This window comes from Streptosporangium sp. NPDC087985 (assembly GCF_044741965.1).
Classification (GTDB): Bacteria; Actinomycetota; Actinomycetes; order Streptosporangiales; family Streptosporangiaceae; genus Streptosporangium.
Map to the genome: position 1 here is coordinate 25271 of NZ_JBIUTQ010000010.1, position 15351 is coordinate 40621.

At 70.4% G+C, this 15351-nt stretch carries 13 protein-coding genes and 1 tRNA gene; 8 read left to right on the plus strand and 6 right to left on the minus strand.

All coding sequences use genetic code 11. From position 1 onward, the window contains the following. Window positions 1–240: 240 nt before the first annotated feature. The 5 genes from ACIN94_RS19475 to ACIN94_RS19495 form a co-directional block, all read right to left on the minus strand. The gene (locus ACIN94_RS19475; RefSeq protein WP_400707845.1) at window positions 241–1839 is read right to left on the minus strand and encodes a TROVE domain-containing protein; all 1599 of its coding nucleotides are present in this window, start codon (window positions 1837–1839) and stop codon (window positions 241–243) included. 109 nt (window positions 1840–1948) lie between these two features. Beyond that, window positions 1949–2018: transfer RNA gene (locus ACIN94_RS19480), tRNA-OTHER, on the minus strand. A 433-nt stretch (window positions 2019–2451) separates the two neighbouring features. After that, entirely contained in the window at window positions 2452–3390 is a 939-nt protein-coding gene (locus ACIN94_RS19485; RefSeq protein WP_400707847.1) for a MerR family transcriptional regulator, read from the minus strand. A gap of 162 nt (window positions 3391–3552) precedes the next feature. After that, complete coding sequence (locus ACIN94_RS19490) at window positions 3553–4218, minus strand: class I SAM-dependent methyltransferase (RefSeq protein WP_400707849.1); 666 nt, start codon at window positions 4216–4218, stop codon at window positions 3553–3555. A 37-nt stretch (window positions 4219–4255) separates the two neighbouring features. Next, complete coding sequence (locus tag ACIN94_RS19495; protein WP_400707851.1) at window positions 4256–4897, minus strand: class I SAM-dependent methyltransferase; 642 nt, start codon at window positions 4895–4897, stop codon at window positions 4256–4258. Between the two features lie 243 nt (window positions 4898–5140). Between ACIN94_RS19495 and ACIN94_RS19500 the strand changes: the two genes are divergently transcribed. From ACIN94_RS19500 to ACIN94_RS19510, 3 genes are all read left to right on the plus strand, one after another. Further along, the gene (locus tag ACIN94_RS19500; RefSeq protein ID WP_400707853.1) at window positions 5141–6034 is read left to right on the plus strand and encodes a hypothetical protein; all 894 of its coding nucleotides are present in this window, start codon (window positions 5141–5143) and stop codon (window positions 6032–6034) included. After that, window positions 6031–6408 (plus strand): GntR family transcriptional regulator, encoded by a 378-nt coding sequence (locus tag ACIN94_RS19505; RefSeq protein ID WP_400707855.1) that lies wholly within the window; start codon window positions 6031–6033, stop codon window positions 6406–6408. Before ACIN94_RS19500 ends, ACIN94_RS19505 begins: the two co-directional genes overlap by 4 nt. 142 nt (window positions 6409–6550) lie before the next feature. Beyond that, window positions 6551–7516, plus strand: coding sequence for a D-isomer specific 2-hydroxyacid dehydrogenase family protein (locus ACIN94_RS19510; protein ID WP_400707857.1), 966 nt, complete (start codon window positions 6551–6553; stop codon window positions 7514–7516). Window positions 7517–7550: 34 nt separating this feature from the next. Here the strand turns inward: ACIN94_RS19510 and ACIN94_RS19515 are convergent, their stop codons facing one another. After that, window positions 7551–8405 carry a PHP domain-containing protein gene (locus ACIN94_RS19515; protein ID WP_400707859.1) on the minus strand — a complete coding sequence of 285 codons (855 nt, stop codon included), beginning with the start codon at window positions 8403–8405 and terminating at the stop codon, window positions 7551–7553. Between the two features lie 220 nt (window positions 8406–8625). On the opposite strand from ACIN94_RS19515, the gene ACIN94_RS19520 reads away from it, so the two are divergent. The 5 genes from ACIN94_RS19520 to ACIN94_RS19540 all read left to right on the plus strand — a co-directional run bounded on the left by ACIN94_RS19520 (window position 8626) and on the right by ACIN94_RS19540 (window position 15160). Continuing rightward, window positions 8626–9393 (plus strand): DeoR/GlpR family DNA-binding transcription regulator, encoded by a 768-nt coding sequence (locus ACIN94_RS19520; protein WP_400707861.1) that lies wholly within the window; start codon window positions 8626–8628, stop codon window positions 9391–9393. Window positions 9394–9496: 103 nt separating this feature from the next. Further along, the gene (locus ACIN94_RS19525) at window positions 9497–11029 is read left to right on the plus strand and encodes an amino acid permease (RefSeq protein WP_400707863.1); all 1533 of its coding nucleotides are present in this window, start codon (window positions 9497–9499) and stop codon (window positions 11027–11029) included. Next, complete coding sequence (locus ACIN94_RS19530) at window positions 11026–12459, plus strand: FGGY family carbohydrate kinase (RefSeq protein ID WP_400707865.1); 1434 nt, start codon at window positions 11026–11028, stop codon at window positions 12457–12459. Before ACIN94_RS19525 ends, ACIN94_RS19530 begins: the two co-directional genes overlap by 4 nt. Then, on the plus strand, window positions 12456–13907 hold the full coding sequence (locus ACIN94_RS19535) for an NAD(P)/FAD-dependent oxidoreductase (protein ID WP_400707867.1): 1452 nt from the start codon (window positions 12456–12458) through the stop codon (window positions 13905–13907). Before ACIN94_RS19530 ends, ACIN94_RS19535 begins: the two co-directional genes overlap by 4 nt. Further along, the gene (locus ACIN94_RS19540; RefSeq protein WP_400707869.1) at window positions 13904–15160 is read left to right on the plus strand and encodes an NAD(P)/FAD-dependent oxidoreductase; all 1257 of its coding nucleotides are present in this window, start codon (window positions 13904–13906) and stop codon (window positions 15158–15160) included. The genes ACIN94_RS19535 and ACIN94_RS19540 overlap by 4 nt, the downstream gene beginning before the upstream one ends. Window positions 15161–15351: the final 191 nt, after the last annotated feature.

Genomic DNA, 15351 nt, shown 5'->3' on the forward strand with positions numbered 1-15351 from the left:
CACTCTCTCCCCACCGCCCGCCCCCATTCCCCGGCTCTCCGGTCAGGCCTCAGCCGGAATCCCCGCTCTGAGAGACAGGTGACCGCGAGTCCGCGTCAGCGGGTCTGCTTGCGGGTGATGAACAGGAAGAACCTGGCGGGATGCGGGGCCGTGCCCCCGCGAGCGGGAACCGCGGGGGCGGCGTCATGCCCGCTCGGCCAACCGGCCGCCCAGACCTCCAGCCGATGAAGATCAGCTTGTTCAGAAAGGCCAGTCCGCGGTGCGACCGGTTTCGAGGAGCGGGATCATCCGGAAGGCGGCGTCGGTCAGGCCGCCGAAGGTGTGCCGGTTCTCCTCGCCCGATGGGGTGGCACCGTGCTTGTAACCGCCGAAGTTCCACATGTACAGCGGCACGTCCCGCGGGACAAGGTCGTTGACCGGCCTCTCCGGCCCACCTCCGTAGCCGGCGCCGTTGGAGGGCAGCCAGCCGGGGCGGGTCTGCTCGTCGGTGACGATGACGATCCGGTCATGGCCACGGAAGTGACGCTTGACCGCCGAGGGGATGTCTGTCCCGCTGAGCTGGTGGAACCGGTCCAGGATCTTCAACAGCGACTCGTCACGCCGGAACTTCACGCGCGCGTTCTCGATGCCGAACTCCACCAGGTCGGCCTGCTCGGCGCGGAGCGCAACCGCCGTACCGAAGACGGCGGCGGCGTCCGCCCACGGCATCGCGGAGTGCGCGCTGAACTTCTGCATCCACATCGACGGAGACCGGTCGACCAGCACCAGCGTGCGGCCGTCGAGTGCGGGCACCCGCGCCAGCGAGTGCGTCAGCGCCTGCTCCAGCGGGTAGGCCCAGCGCAGCGAGGGCGCGGCACGGTAGGCCGCCAGGAACCGGAAGGGGAACTGGCGGGAGCGGGCGACCTGCTCGGGGTCCGCCAGCTGGGCGGCGATACGCGCGGCCACCTCGTCGGAGACGCCCGCCTGGTCGAAGTTGCGCAGGTTGCGCAGCCGCGCCATGTAGCCCATCGAGTCGAGGACGGCCTGCCAGGCGGCTGCGTCCATCGGGCCCTGCAGCCAGCCCGCCAGCGATTCCCAGGTCATCCCGGCTGCCTTGAGCCGGTCGGGATCGGTGAGCACGGCGCGCCGCCGGCCGACCGGCAGGGCCATCAGCTCGGCGCGGGCGGCCAGCGTGCCGAGAGCACGGGGGATCTGCTCGTCACGGCGGTGCCTGCGGTCCAGCGCGTGCTTGAACAGCTCGCCCTGCCAGGGAAGTGCGGGGTCGGGTGTGGGGTGGACCAGATCGATGACGTCACCGAACCGCCACGCATACGAATCGGTGTCGTACTTGAGCAGGCTCCGCTCGCTGTAGAGGCGTGCGACCGCGTCGGCCACGCCACGCTTGACCGGCTTCGGAATCGAACGGCCGTAGCGGGAGGTCCAGTAGGCCAGGGCCTCGCCGGGCTCGTCGGGACGCTGAAGCACGCTGTCGACCAGCTGGCGGCCGAGTCCCTCGATGCCCGCGTCCCGCCGTGCCTTGACGGCCTCCAGCGCGGCGACGATCGGGGCCGAGCGCATGTTGGCCTCGCGGCGCAGCCACGGCAGGAACCGGGCCAGCCAGTCGCAGTCCTGAACCGCGACCTGGTGGACCAGGTCGCGGAAGCGCTGGTCGCGCTCGGTCTTGCCCTCGTAGAAGCTGTCCTCGCCGACCATGTTCGAGACCGCCAGCAGGAACAGTTCGCTCCTGGCGTCCCGGGCATGCCCCGGCGCGCCCTCGAAGGTCCGGCCGGAGGCCACGGACTCGGACGTGACCGGGCTGAACGTCGCGGGACGGGTCGACGGCTTGTTGAACTTGGACATGTGAGGGGGTCCCTTCCGCACCGGGAGGAACCCGCGTTCAGAGGTCGTGCCCGAGATCAAAGTCGGTGACGGTACATAGGTGCTCTGCCAACTGAGCTACACCGGCTCACGCCGGTGACGGGACTCGAACCCGCGACACCCTATTAACAGTGGAAGTAACCGTTACCTTCGCACCGGGCACGCTCTGAAGTTGTGTCCCTCCCGAGATCAAGCCGGCGGCGGGCTGCGGGACTCGAACCCGCACGCCCGAGGGCGTTTCACCAAGAAGTAACCGCCGCCTCCGCACCGGGAGGTGCGTTCACGACATTACGGGTGATCACATCGGCGCGCACTCCGTTTTCCGGTCACGCTCGCCGTCATCACGCCCCAACCCGATCGGATCAGCGCTCCGTAGGCACCCGCCGACCGGCCGAACGCCACCCTGCCGGCGCTCACAGGCCGCAAGGACGCCGACTGGGCCGCGTTCCGCTCCGTCTACAGCAAGGTCACCGACACGTTTCCGACCGACCCCGAGGTAACGAGGCGAAGACCGGCCCGTTGTCCTTGATCATCCAAAGTTTGGAGATCATCCCACGCCGGGTACGAAACGCCCGCTCCGTGCTGATTGGGGCTTCACCCCGGTGTCCGGGCACGCAGGGCCTGGATGAACCAGTCCAGCACCGGCGCCAGGTTTTCCGGGGCCGGCCAGCCGTTGATCACTGCGAGCAGCTGAAGGTACAGCTCCCGGCGAGGGTCGTTCGCGCTCTCCAGCCGGGTCAACAGCCGGCGCCGGAGGTCGACGTCGTCGGGGCGGCCGAAGACGTGCGCGTACTGAGCCGTGACCGCCGCGACGACCGGATCGGCCTGGGGCGAGGCCGGGTCGATGCCGGCTACCAGGGCTGGGCCGGCCTGGTCACGGACCATTGCGGCAGAGTCGCGGCGCAGGTGCGTGGTGTCGCCCTGGGCACGCTCGGCCGCGTGGTGCTCAGCCATGCGCCGCACGCTGGCGCGGAAATCCGGGTCCTGGGACAGTTCGGCCAGCTCCACCCACGCCTCGACCTGCTCGGCCTCGGGATTGTCGGGCAGTTCGGGGGTCATCGAGCGTCTGATCCCCGAGAATTCGGGGTTGGTGTCCAGGCCGCCGAAGGCGGTGTCGAGGAAATCGCCGATCAGACGTCGACGTTCGTCCTCGGAGAGCTTGGCCAGCTTGTGCATGAGATCCGTCTCCTCAGGGGTGGACCCGCGCTTGGCCACCACCGTCAGCACCGCGCGCCGCAGGCGCAGCGTTCGGATCTGCACCGCCAGTGCTTCGGCGTGCGCTGCGGCGACCTCGGGAAGCGAGATCTCCCGGTCCACGACTTTCCGGACCGTGGGAAGGTCCAGTCCCAGGTCGCGCAGCGTCCGCACGAGGTCCAGACGTGCGAGGGCGTCGATGCCGTAGAGGCGGTAGCCAGCCGGGCTGCGGTCGGTCGGCGGCACGATCCCGCGGTCGGAGTAGAACCGGATGGCCTTGACCGTCAGTCCGGTCCGCCGGGCCAGATCACCGATCGAGTAGAGCGTGTCACCGTCCATGCCCTCACCCTCGTACCTCCCCCTACGGGAGACTCAAACCCATCCGCCTGCGGAACGCCCGTCCACGCCCGGATATCGCCGGCCTCCACGCCGACGTCCGCCAGCCACAAGCATGGTCCTGACCGGCCGTCCGTGATCTCTGAGGTTCAGATACGCCGTCAGCTACACGGAGGCGATGACGGCGTATCTCTCGTCCTGAATCGAGCGGCCCCACAGGTTGGGATCGGTCAGTGGCTCGGCGCGCGAGTCCGCAGCGAGTGGCCGCAGGGCCTGCAGGAGACGCTCGGCCCTGACGCCGCCCATCCATGGCAGCGAGCCGGGCTCCACGTCATAGGACTGGTCGTCGCCGGGCTCGGCATGGGTCGCCCAGCGTCCCTCGATGAGCACCAGACGCCCGCCCGGGCGCAGCAGGCCGACCCAGCGGCGCAATGCCTCCTCGGGATCGGGCAAGGTCCACAGCAGGTGACGGCAGAGAATCACATCGAAGGACACCCCCGCCTCTGCCGGGGGGTTGCTCGCGTCGCCCACCATCATCGCGACGTCGAAGCCGGCCGTGGTGAGTTTGCGCTGGGCCTGCTCGACCATGAGCGGCGACAGGTCCACTCCGACCGGCCGGTGTCCCTGCTCGGCGAGCAGCAGGGACAAGGAACCTGTGCCGCAGCCCAGGTCCAAGACGTCGACCGGGGAATGGGGCATCCAGGAGCGCAGGCGCTCCACCCACGCGGCCCTGACGTGAGGATCGCGAAGACCGTGGTCGGCCTCCTCGTCGAAGGAGTCGGCGGCGGCATCCCAGAAGGATGAGATCGAGGCGGCATGTGTCTCTGGCATCGACGGATGATGTCAGGTGGCACCGACAAGATGGTGTTCAGCCGGCGGCGGGATCCGGTTTCCTGGCCGCGAACCGTTCGATGACGCCGAGTTTGAAGCGCTCGTGACGCTCCACGGCGAATCCCATCGCGCGTACCCGGCGCAGGGGCCGGCGGCGGTAATGCTCCCCCGCCAGCGGCACGGTGGCGACGTCCGCCAGCCCTTGCAGCATCCGGACCGGCCACGCCGACGATGCCACGTGGTCGGCGAGGAGCAGCAGCCCGCCCGGCTTCAGGACCCGCGCCATCTCGTCGAGCGCCACCTGTTCGTCGGGGATCGCGCACAGCGAGAACGTGCAGACGACCGTGTCGAAGCAGCCGTCGGAGAAGCGCAGTGCCCGCGCGTCACCTCGCTGGAGGTCGACCGCCCGGCCGAGGCCGTCGGCTCGGTGTTGGGCCACCGCGAGCATGGAGGCACTCCACTCCACGCCGGTCAGCCTGACGTCGTCCGGGTAGTGGGCGAGGTTCAGGCCGGTGCCAACCGCCACCTCCAGCGCGTCGCCGGCCGCCTGCCCACACAGCCACTGACGGGTGTCGGCGAAGAGGCGGCGCTCGGCGAAGGCCATCTTCTGGTCGTACGAGCCGGCCTGCCGGTCCCAGTATCCGCGTAACCGCCTGTCCCGCGCCGAGGAGTCCGCCATGAGATCAGCGTAACCCTCCCCCGGGAAGCACGGGCGGCGCGCGATGCCGGAGACATGAGCGACGAGGAGCCCATCGACTACGGAGCCATCCGGCGGGTTTCCTCTGGATGCCCGGGGCCGCTCCAGCTGACTACGCCGCGTTGTCGGCATGAGGGACACGCGCGGGACGACTTGTATCAACAGGTTGCGACAAGTAGCCGGAGTGTGCATCATTTGTATCGCTTGGTTGATACAAGGAGTCACATGTCCATCGGAATCCCCTTCATCACCCTGATACTGCTGGCCCTCGGGGTCGCGCTTGTCTCCGCGCTCGTATCCGTGACCCGGACCGTGCGGATGCCGTCCGACGACCTCCTCGCGCTACGGACCACCGCGCGGCGGACCCTGCTGGCCAGAATCACCGGCCTGGCCGTCGGAATCGGCGCCGCCTGTCTCACCGCCGGCACCGGTGGCCTCGGCCGTGGACCGATGCTCGCCGCCCCGGCTCTGGGACTCTGCCTCATCCTCGGCACCCTCACCGGAGAGCTCGCAGCCAAGCCTCCCGGCGGCCCGATCCGGGGCGCGGCACTGGAGACCCGGAAGATCCGCCACTACCTGCCCCGGTTCTCCGCGTCGCTGGCCGCGGCACTGTCGATGATCACCATCGGGCTGCTGGCCGTCACCGTGTCCACCGCGAGCGCCGACGACATGGGCCGGCCCGGGCGGTCGCTGGTGGCGCACAACCCGGACGGCACGGTCAGCCAGTCGACCGGCCCCTGGCCCGGCTGGTTCTACGCGTGGCCGATCCTGGCAGCGCTGGTGGGCGCGCTACTCCTCTCCGCCCTGGTGATGCACCGGATCGTCCGGCGCGGCCGCCCCGGTCTCGACCCGGCCGCCAGAGCGGTGGACGAGGCCCAGCGGGCCCACTCCGCGCGCGTCGTCACCGCGGCCTACGGGCTCTGCGTGGCTCTGCCGCTGGGCGGCATCGCGCTCACCGCCGCCGCCGCCGTCAACAACAGCGCCTACCTTCCCGGCTGGACCGTGATCGCTGCTCCCATCCTCGGAGGGGTCGCCCTGCTCTCCGCCGGTTCGGCCATCTGGTACCTCGCCGAGCTCCTCTCCGCCCCCAAGGTCAAGCCCCGGGTCAGGGCTTCATGATCAGAGTCGATGTCACCAGCCCCTCGCCCCCCTACGAGCAGATCCGCGCGCAGCTCGCCGAACTGATCCGCTGCGGGGTGCTGGACGCGGGCACCCGGCTACCGCCGGTGCGCCAGCTCGCGGCCGACCTCGGGCTGGCGACGGGAACGGTGGCACGGGCCTACAAGGAACTCGAACAGTCCGGGCACGTCACCGCGAAGCGTGGCGGCGGCACTCGGGTGCTGCCGCAACCGCAGTCCCAGGCCGCGCGGGCCGACCTGATCCGGCGGCACGCCTCCACCTACCTCGCCGAAGTGACCCGGCTCGGCGGCTCCGTCGAGGAAGCGCTCACCGCGTTACGGGAAGCCGCCGAGAACACCGGGGCGCTCCCGTAGACCGTTCGAAGCCACGTCTCACGTGGAAGGCGGGCCTGGTGATCCCCCGGCTTACGGTCGGCCGGTCCGAGCTGTGGCGCATCGCCAGAGCGAGCTACGTCTGCGAGTGGGATCTTTAGCAAGATACTCCAGAATGTCCGTTATGGAAGCCCGCATCGCGATAGCCCCGTCTGCCGAAGCAGGGAAGGCGTACGGCCGCGCCAACTCCCCCGGCCTCGACCACCTGCGCTCCGAGGTCGAGAAGGCCGTGTCCGGCGGGGGCGGTGTCAACGTCCCGCCGGCTGAGGCCAACGGCCTGGTGTGGCTCATCCCCGGTGAGCCGGAACAGCTTGAGCGGATGCTGGACGGCCATCCCGGGATCGGGTGGGTGCAGTTCCCCTGGGCCGGGGTGGAGAAGTTCGCGACGTCCGGCCTCTTCCACCGGCCGGTGGTCTTCACCTGCGCCAAGGGGTCGTTCGCCGGGCAGGTGAGCGAGCACGCGCTCATGCTGACGCTGGCCTGCCTGCGCAGTGTCGTACGGCAGGCACGGACGCCCCACTGGCATGCGGTGGATCCCCGGTCCCTGCACGGTCAGCGGGTGACGATCCTCGGCGGTGGCGGCATAGCCTCCGAGCTCGTCCGCCTCCTGCAGCCTTTCGACTGCCGGATCCGGGTGATCCGCCGCCGGCCGGAGAAGATCGAGGGCGCCGGGGAGACGCTGCCGCCGACGGCTCTGCACGCCACGCTCCCCGAGACCGACATCCTGGTGGTGGCGCTCGCGCTGACCCCGGAGACGAGGCACATCATCGGTGCCGCCGAGCTGGCGCTGCTGCCGCCGCAGGCCGTCGTCGTCAACGTCGCGCGCGGGGCGCACATCCAGACCGACGCGCTCGCCGAGGCACTCCGCGCCGGGACGATCTCCGCCGCCGGCCTGGACGTGACGGACCCCGAGCCGCTCCCCGAGGGGCACCCGCTGTGGAGCGACCCCAGGGCTCTCATCACCTCGCACTGCGCGGACTCCGCCGAGTACGTCACGCGGATGCTCTGCGAGCGGATCGAGCGGAACGTCCGTCACCTGCGGGAGGGCCGGCCACTGGAAGGGGTGATCGATCCCGCCACGGGATACTGACCGCGCCGCCGGACGATCGGTCCCTCAGACCGGCTCACGGTCCGGCGAGGGGTGCGGTGCCTGTCGCGGTGGAGACCATGTCCTCGTAGACGAGCGGGTCGGTGGTGAAGGCGCCGAGCCGTACGGTCTTGTTGGTGCCGTGGTAGTCGCTGGAACCGGTGACCCGCAGGCCCAGGTCGCGGGCGAGGTCACGCGCGTGCGCGCGGTCGGCGACCGGATGGTCCATGTGGTCGGCCTCGATGCCCCACAGGCCCGCCGCGGCGAGTTCGGCGATCAGGGTGTCGGGCACGATGTGGCCCCGCCTGGCCGCCCTCGGGTGCGCCAGTACCGAGACGCCGCCGGCCTCGTTCACCAGCCGGAGCGCGGTGAACACGTCGATGTCGGTCTTGGCCAGACGGTAGCGGCTGCCCAGCCATTCCGGGGTGAAGGCCTCGTCCACGGTCGCGACCAGACCCCGCCTGATGAGCGCCTGGGCGAGATGGGGACGGCCCACCGTGCCGCCGGCCGCGTGCTCGCGTATCTCGGTGACCGTGACGTCGATGCCGTCGGCGTTCAGCAGCGCCACCATGCCCTCCGCCCGATGCTCACGGGACCGGCGCACCTCGGCCAGCTCCGCGACCAGCGGCCCGTAGCCGGGGTCGAACAGGTAGGCCAGCAGGTGCAGCCCCACCGTCGGCTCACCGCCGTACCACCGGCCCGACAGCTCGGCACCGCGCACCAGCGTCAGCCCGGTGGGCAGCGCGGCCGAGGCGGTCTCCCATCCGGCGGTCGTGTCGTGGTCGGTGAGGGCCACCACGTCCAGCCCGGCTGCGACCGCCTCCGCCATCAGCGCCTGGGGAGAATCCGTGCCGTCGCTGGCGGTGGAGTGGGTGTGGAGGTCGATGCGCATACCGCCAGCCTCTCAGCAATCCGGCCGGCCGGGGGATCCACGGAGATCGTGACCGGCCCCCGCCGTGAGCCTCCACCGGTGCGTGCGGGGTCCGCCCCCGTCGATTAGTGAAGATTTTAGTAAAAGTTCACGCGCGGTAGCACAATGCGTTGACGTTGTAACTCACATTGAAGCATAATCCTCCTCATGGAGGCACAGAATTCCACAGAAACGGGCAAACATGCTGCCCGCTGAACGGCATTCGCGGATCAGGGAGGCGCTCCGGGCCTCTCGCGTGGTCAGCACGGACGAGCTCGCCCGCGAGCTCGGCGTGTCAGCGGAGACGATCCGCCGTGACTTCGTTCTGCTCGAACGCCGCGGAACACTGGCGCGCGTCCATGGAGGCGCGACGATCGCGCTCGGGCAGTCAGCCGGGGAGGAGACCCCCTTCGCCGAGCGCACCGGGACCGCCGCGGAGGCGAAGAAACGGATCGGGCGCGCCGCAGCGGCGCTCGCGCACCCCGGTCAGACGGTCGTGATCGACGTGGGGACCACCGCCGTCCATGTGGCCCGCGCCCTGCCGCTGGACTTCTCCGGAACCGTGGCCACCTGTTCCCTCCTGGTCGCGGCGGAGCTCTCCGAACGGACCGGCGTCGAGATCCTCGTCTGCGGGGGCAGGCTCCGGGGAGGGGATCTCGCGCTCTCCAACTCGGTCGCCCAGTCGTTCTTCGCGGACCTGAACCCGGACATCGCGTTCCTCGGGTCCGGAGGCATCGACGCCACGGCCGGCCTGACCGACTACTACCTGGACGAGATCGCCGTACGTAGGACGATCCTCAGGAACACGACGCGCTCCTACGTGCTTGCCGACTCCAGCAAGTTCGGCCGGGTCGCCCGCCACCGCGTCGCCAGCATGGGCGAGTTCGCCGGCCTCATCACGGAGGCGGAGCCTCCCTCAAGCATTCAGGAGACCATCACCCGCGAGGGCGGAGTGATCGTACTGTCCTGAAGGTCATCGATGGTTTCGAGGAGCCGGGCGGCGCGGCAACGCCACCCGGCTCGGACCCCCGGCCAATGCGCCATCTGACAGGAAACACAGGAGTTGGGAATCCATGACCCAGTATTCACCACCCGCGCCCGACAGTCTGGGATCCTCCGCGAATGTTGAGGAGTTCGGCTACAAGCAGGCGATGAAGCGCGGCACCGGCCGCTTCGCCTCGTTCGCCGTGGCGTTCGCCTTCGTCTCGATCGCCACCGGCATCTTCACCACCTACGGCTCGGTGCTGAACAGCTCCGGCCCCGCCGGCATCTGGACCTGGCCGATCGTGATCGTCGGGCAGCTCGCCGTCTCGTTCATCTTCGGCTCCCTGGCCGCGCGGATCCCGGTGACCGGGTACTCCTACCAGTGGATGTCCCGGCTGGCGAACCCCGTCCTCGGGTGGATCATCGGCTGGATCTCGTTCACGTTCCTGGCGATCGTGGTCGTGGCGGTGGACTACACCATCGCCTCCACCGTGCTGCCCGTGCTGCTGAAGTACGAGGGCACGGCGCTGAACGCCTGGGCGATCACCGGGGTGGTCATCCTGTGCCAGGCCGTCCTGGTGGCGTTCTCCACGAAGTGGACCGAGCGGGTCAACAACTTCGCCGTGACGGCGGAGCTCATCGGCATGGTCGCCCTCGTCCTGCTTCTCCTCGGGGTGGGGTTCGTCGCCAAGGAGGTCAACTTCGCGAACCTGTTCAGCACCGGCGCCATCCCGTCCGACGGCTACCTCAGCTTCGGCACGCTCACCGCGGCCGGCCCGTGGATGCTGGGCTTCCTGCTCGGCGCGTTCACGATCGTCGGTTTCGAGTCGGCCGCCAACCTCGCCGAGGAGACGAAGGACCCGGCCCGCGTCGTCCCCCGCGCCATGTGGCAGGCGGTTCTCGCCTCCGGTGTGCTCGGGTTCCTGTTCCTCGTCGCCGTCACCCTGCTCGCCGGTGACCCGGTCGAGCTGGCGAAGTCGGGAACGCCGGTCGCGGACGTGATCAGCCGGGTGCTCGGCCCGGTCGTGGGTACGGCCCTGCTCGTGCTGGTGGTCATCGCGATCTTCGCCTGCGGCATGGTGATCCTCATGAGCGGTGTGCGCCTGGTCTGGGCGATGTCCCGCGACGAGCGGTTCCCCGGCTGGCAGGCCCTGCGGAAGGTCTCGCCGCGCTTCGGCACGCCCCTGAACGCCACCGTGTTCATGTTCGTCATCGGCGAGCTGATCCTCGCGATCTTCTCCAACCGGACCGACGCCCTCTTCGGCCTGTTCGCCGCCGCCACCCTGCTGCCGGCGATCATCTACACCGGGACCGTCGTCCTGTACGTGGTCAAGCGGAAGTCGCTGCCGCCGAGCAGGGGATTCAGGCTGGGCCGGTGGGAGATCCCGGTGATCGTCGTCGCGCTGGTCTGGCTCGCGTTCGAGCTGCTGCTCTTCCGTGACGCCTCGTTCGCCGACCCGTGGACCTACGTGCTGATCATGCTGGTGCTGGGTGCCGCCTACCTGGTGTACCTCCTGGTCACGCGGGGCGGCGCGAAGGGCCTGGCGATGCCGGACATGCACTCCATCGACGCGGAACTGGACTCCGGTGCCGCCGGAGCGGATCGGACGCAGCAGCGGTGACGACGGTACTGGCAATCGACCAGGGGACATCCGGCACGAAAGCGGTCGTCGTCGACGGTGACGGCACGGTGCTCGGCCTCGTCGAGCTCCCCGTCCGCCCCACCTATCTGCCCGGGGGCGGAGTCGAGCAGAACCCCCGGGAACTGCTCGACTCGGTCCTCAACGCCGGCCGCAAGGCCGTCGCTCAGGCCGGGGTGCGGATCGACGCCGTCACGCTGGCGAACCAGGGCGAGACCGTCCTGGCGTGGGACCCCGTCACGGGTGAACCCCTCTCCCAGGCCATCGTGTGGCAGGACCGCCGCTCGGAGGGCATCTGCACGGAACTGGACGGATTCAAGGAGCGGATCGCCGACACCACCGGGCTGATCCTGGACCCGTACTTCTCCGCTCCCAAGATGGCCTGGCTCCGCCGGAACGTGACCGGGGAAGGGGTGGTCACCACCTCCGACTCCTGGATCGTCCACCACCTGACCGGGGAGTTCGTCACCGACGTCTCGACCGCGAGCCGGTCGCTGGTCACCCGGCTCGACGACGGCGAGTGGGACCGGGAACTGCTGGAGCTGTTCGGGCTCGGTGAGGAACGCCTGCCGCGCATCGTCGCGTGTGACGAGGTGGTCGGCCGCACCTCCGCGTTCGGCGGGAACGTCCCCGTCGGCGGGCTCGTGGTCGACCAGCAGGCGGCGCTGCTCGCCGAGAACTGCCTGCGGGCCGGCGAGGCGAAGTGCACCTTCGGCACCGGCGCGTTCCTGCTGGCCAACACCGGCACGACCGCGACGCGCTCCACCGCCGGGCTGGCGGCCTCCGTCGCCTGGCGGGTCCGGGGAGAGACCTCGTACTGCTTCGACGGCCAGGTCTACACGGCCGCCTCCGCCGTACGGTGGATCCAGGACCTCGGCTTCGTCAGAGCCGCGGCGGACCTCGACGTGGTCGCCGCGGCGGACGCCGAAGGGGTCCTGTGCGTCCCGGCGCTGGCCGGTCTGGCCGCCCCCTGGTGGCGTCCCGACGCCAAGGCCGCGTTCACCGGGATGACGCTCTCCACCGGCCCTGGGCACCTCGTGCTCGCCGTACTGCAGGGGATCGCGGCGCAGGTCGCCGAGCTCGGCCGGCTCGTCGCCGCCGACCTCGGGCAGCCGTTGACCATGCTCCGCGTGGACGGCGGCCTCACCCGGAGCCGCGTTCTCATGCAGGCGGTCGCCGACCTGATGCAGATCCCGATCGACGTCTACCCGTCCCAGCACGCCACCCCGCTGGGCGCGGTCGCGCTGGCCCGCACCGCACTCGACCCGTCGCTCTCCCTGGCGGACGCGGTGGACGTCTGGGAGCCCAGCACGACCTACGTACCCGAATGGTCTGCGGATCAGGCAGCCGACTTCCGCTCCCGCTGGGGAGAGGCCGTCGCCGCTGCCGTGACGCGGGAAGGAAAGCGGTGAGCACCACAGGGGAGGCGGTGAACACCACACCGCCCACCACGTTCGACGTGGCGGTGATCGGCTCCGGCATCGTCGGCTCCGCCATCGCCCGGAAGCTGGCCGGCTACGAGCTGAGCGTCGCGCTGCTGGACGCGCGCAACGACGTCGGCGACGGTACGAGCAAGGCGAACACCGCCATCCTGCACACCGGCTTCGACGCCAAGCCCGGCACCCTCGAATCCCGCCTGGTGCGGGAGGGCTACCACCTGCTCTCCGACTACGCGGAGCGGACCGGCATTCCGGTGGAGCACACCGGCGCCTTGCTGGTGGCCTGGAACACCGAGGAGCTCGACGCGCTGCCGGGCCTGAAGGAGAAGGCCGAGCGGAACGGGTACGGCAGGACGGAGATCATCGGCCCCGACGAGGTGTACCGGCAGGTACCCCACCTCGGGGAAGGGGCCCTGGGCGGTCTGACCGTTCCCGACGAGTCCATCATCTGCACCTGGACCACCAACCTCGCGCTGGCCACCGAGGCCGTCCTGCGGGGGGTGACGCTGCTGCTGAACCGGACGGTCCGGTCGGTCGAGGAGCGCGGCGACTCCACCGTGCTGCACACCTCCGGCGGGGATGTGAACGCCCGCTGGGTCGTCAACGCGGCCGGGCTCGGCGCCGACGTCGTCGACCGGCTGTTCGGCCACGACCGTTTCACCGTCACGCCGCGCCGCGGTGAGCTGCTGGTCTACGACAAGCTCGCCCGCCCGCTGGTCAACAAGATCATCTTGCCTGTGCCGTCCTCGCGCGGCAAGGGCGTCCTGGTCAGCCCCACCGTGTACGGCAACGTCCTGCTCGGCCCCACCGCCGAGGATCTCACCGACCGCACCGACACCGGGACCTCGGAGAAGGGACTGGAGTTCCTGCTGAGCAAGGGCGAGAGACTGATGCCCGAGCTGCTGCGGGAGGAGGTCACGGCGACCTACGCCGGCCTGCGGGCGGCGAGCGACCACCCGGACTACCTCATCGAGGCCGACGGGCGGCGACGCTACATCCTGGTCGGCGGGATCCGCTCGACCGGTCTCACCGCGGGCATCGCCATCGCCGAGTATGTCGCCGGGCTCGCCCGGGACGCCGGTCTGGCGCTCGTGCCCCGGGAGAACCTGCCGGAGCCGCCGCACATGCCCAACATCGGCGAGGCCTTCCTCCGCCCGTACCAGGACGCCGCCCGGATCGCCGCCGACCCCGCCTACGGCAAGGTGGTCTGCTTCTGCGAACGGGTGACCGCCGGGGAGATCCGCGACACCTTCGGGTCCCCCATCCCCCCGGCCGGCCTGGAGGGGCTGCGCCGCCGTACCCGGGCGATGAACGGACGCTGCCAGGGATTCTTCTGCGGCGCCGAGGTCGGGAAACTGATGGACACCAGGGGCGAGAGCGCCTGTGAACAGCGCCACTCGTCGCGGGAGGCCCAACGATGACAACCGACATCACCACTCTCACCCCGGACGTCGTCATCGTCGGCGCGGGACCGTCCGGGCTGAGCGCCGCCCGTGAACTCGCACCGCGGCTCAGCGGTGAGGTCCTCGTCCTCGACCGGGAGAGCACGGCCGGGGGCATCCCCCGGCACAGCGACCATCCCGGCTACGGGATCAGGGACATGCGACGCTTCATGAGCGGTCCCGCCTACGCCCGGAGGCTCGTCCGGCAGGCCGAGGCCGCCGGTGCGACGATCCGGACGGACGCCACCGTGACTGGCTGGGCGGGCGATCACACGATCGAGGCCACCACCCCGGAGGGCCGCATCCGGGTCGAGGCGCGGGCCGTCATCCTGGCCACCGGTGCCCGCGAACGCCCCCGCCCCGCCCGCCTCATCCCCGGAGACCGCGCCCGGGGCGTCTACACCACCGGGCACCTGCAGAACCTCGTCCACCTGCAGCACGGGAAGGTCGGGAAGAGAGCCGTCATCGTCGGCGCGGAACTCGTCAGCTGGTCGGCCGCGCTGACCCTGCGCGAGGCCGGTTGCCGGACCGTCCTGATGACCACCGAGTATCCCCGGCCGGACGCCTACTCCCTCTTCACCGTCCCCGGAAAGATCCTCTTCCGGACCCGGGTCGCCACCCGCACCCGCGTGACGAAGATCATCGGACGGCCGGAGCTCAGGGCGGTCGAGATCGAGAACCTCGACACCGGTGAGAGGCGGACCGTCGAGTGCGACACGCTGATCCTCACCGGCGACTGGATCCCCGACCACGAGCTGGCACGCGCCGCGGGGATCACCCTGGATCCCGGCACGAAGGGCCCGGTGGTCGACGGCGCGCTGCGCACGGACCGGCCCGGCGTGTTCGCCGTGGGGAACATGCTGCACCCGGTCGACACGGCCGACATCGCGGCGATCGACGGCGCCCACGTGGCCGGTTCCGTCCTCGCGTGGCTGAACGGGCAGAGCGCGCCGGCCGGACAGGTCCGTCTCACCGCCGACGCGCCCTTCCGGTGGGTGGCACCGGAGATCTTCCGTCCCGGCGACCCCGCCCCGGCCCGCCACCGGCTGCTGCTGTGGAGCGACCGCTACATCCCGTTCCCGCGGATCGTCCTGCGGCAGGGCGGAAAGGTCGTCGCCCGGAAGCGGCTGTGGTGGCCGGCGGCCCCGGGCCGGGTGTTCCGCGTCCCGTCGAGCATGTTGTCCGCGGTCGCCCCCGGGGGCGGGCCGGTGAGCATCGGCGTGGAGGGCTGACGTCGGCGTCGGCGTCCGCGGCGTCCCCTCCGGGGGCGCCGCCGACCGGTCCCGTCCGTGGAACGTCAAGGGCGACCGAGGCCGGAGGGAGCCGGAAGTTCCGCGCGTCGGCGGACGCTCCTGTCGGTATTCCATCACAGGACGGGCCATATACGGAGGGTCGCAGAACCGTCACCGACCGGATGTGACAC

Coding starts and splice junctions, on each gene's coding strand:
- ACIN94_RS19515 (WP_400707859.1), bottom strand. CDS start 8,405: ATGCGCATCGACCTCCACACCCACTCCACCGCCAGCGACGGCACGGAT.
- ACIN94_RS19485 (WP_400707847.1), bottom strand. CDS start 3,390: ATGGACGGTGACACGCTCTACTCGATCGGTGATCTGGCCCGGCGGACC.
- ACIN94_RS19495 (WP_400707851.1), bottom strand. CDS start 4,897: ATGGCGGACTCCTCGGCGCGGGACAGGCGGTTACGCGGATACTGGGAC.
- ACIN94_RS19525 (WP_400707863.1), top strand. CDS start 9,497: ATGACCCAGTATTCACCACCCGCGCCCGACAGTCTGGGATCCTCCGCG.
- ACIN94_RS19540 (WP_400707869.1), top strand. CDS start 13,904: ATGACAACCGACATCACCACTCTCACCCCGGACGTCGTCATCGTCGGC.
- ACIN94_RS19520 (WP_400707861.1), top strand. CDS start 8,626: ATGCTGCCCGCTGAACGGCATTCGCGGATCAGGGAGGCGCTCCGGGCC.
- ACIN94_RS19475 (WP_400707845.1), bottom strand. CDS start 1,839: ATGTCCAAGTTCAACAAGCCGTCGACCCGTCCCGCGACGTTCAGCCCG.
- ACIN94_RS19500 (WP_400707853.1), top strand. CDS start 5,141: ATGTCCATCGGAATCCCCTTCATCACCCTGATACTGCTGGCCCTCGGG.
- ACIN94_RS19510 (WP_400707857.1), top strand. CDS start 6,551: ATGGAAGCCCGCATCGCGATAGCCCCGTCTGCCGAAGCAGGGAAGGCG.
- ACIN94_RS19490 (WP_400707849.1), bottom strand. CDS start 4,218: ATGCCAGAGACACATGCCGCCTCGATCTCATCCTTCTGGGATGCCGCC.
- ACIN94_RS19505 (WP_400707855.1), top strand. CDS start 6,031: ATGATCAGAGTCGATGTCACCAGCCCCTCGCCCCCCTACGAGCAGATC.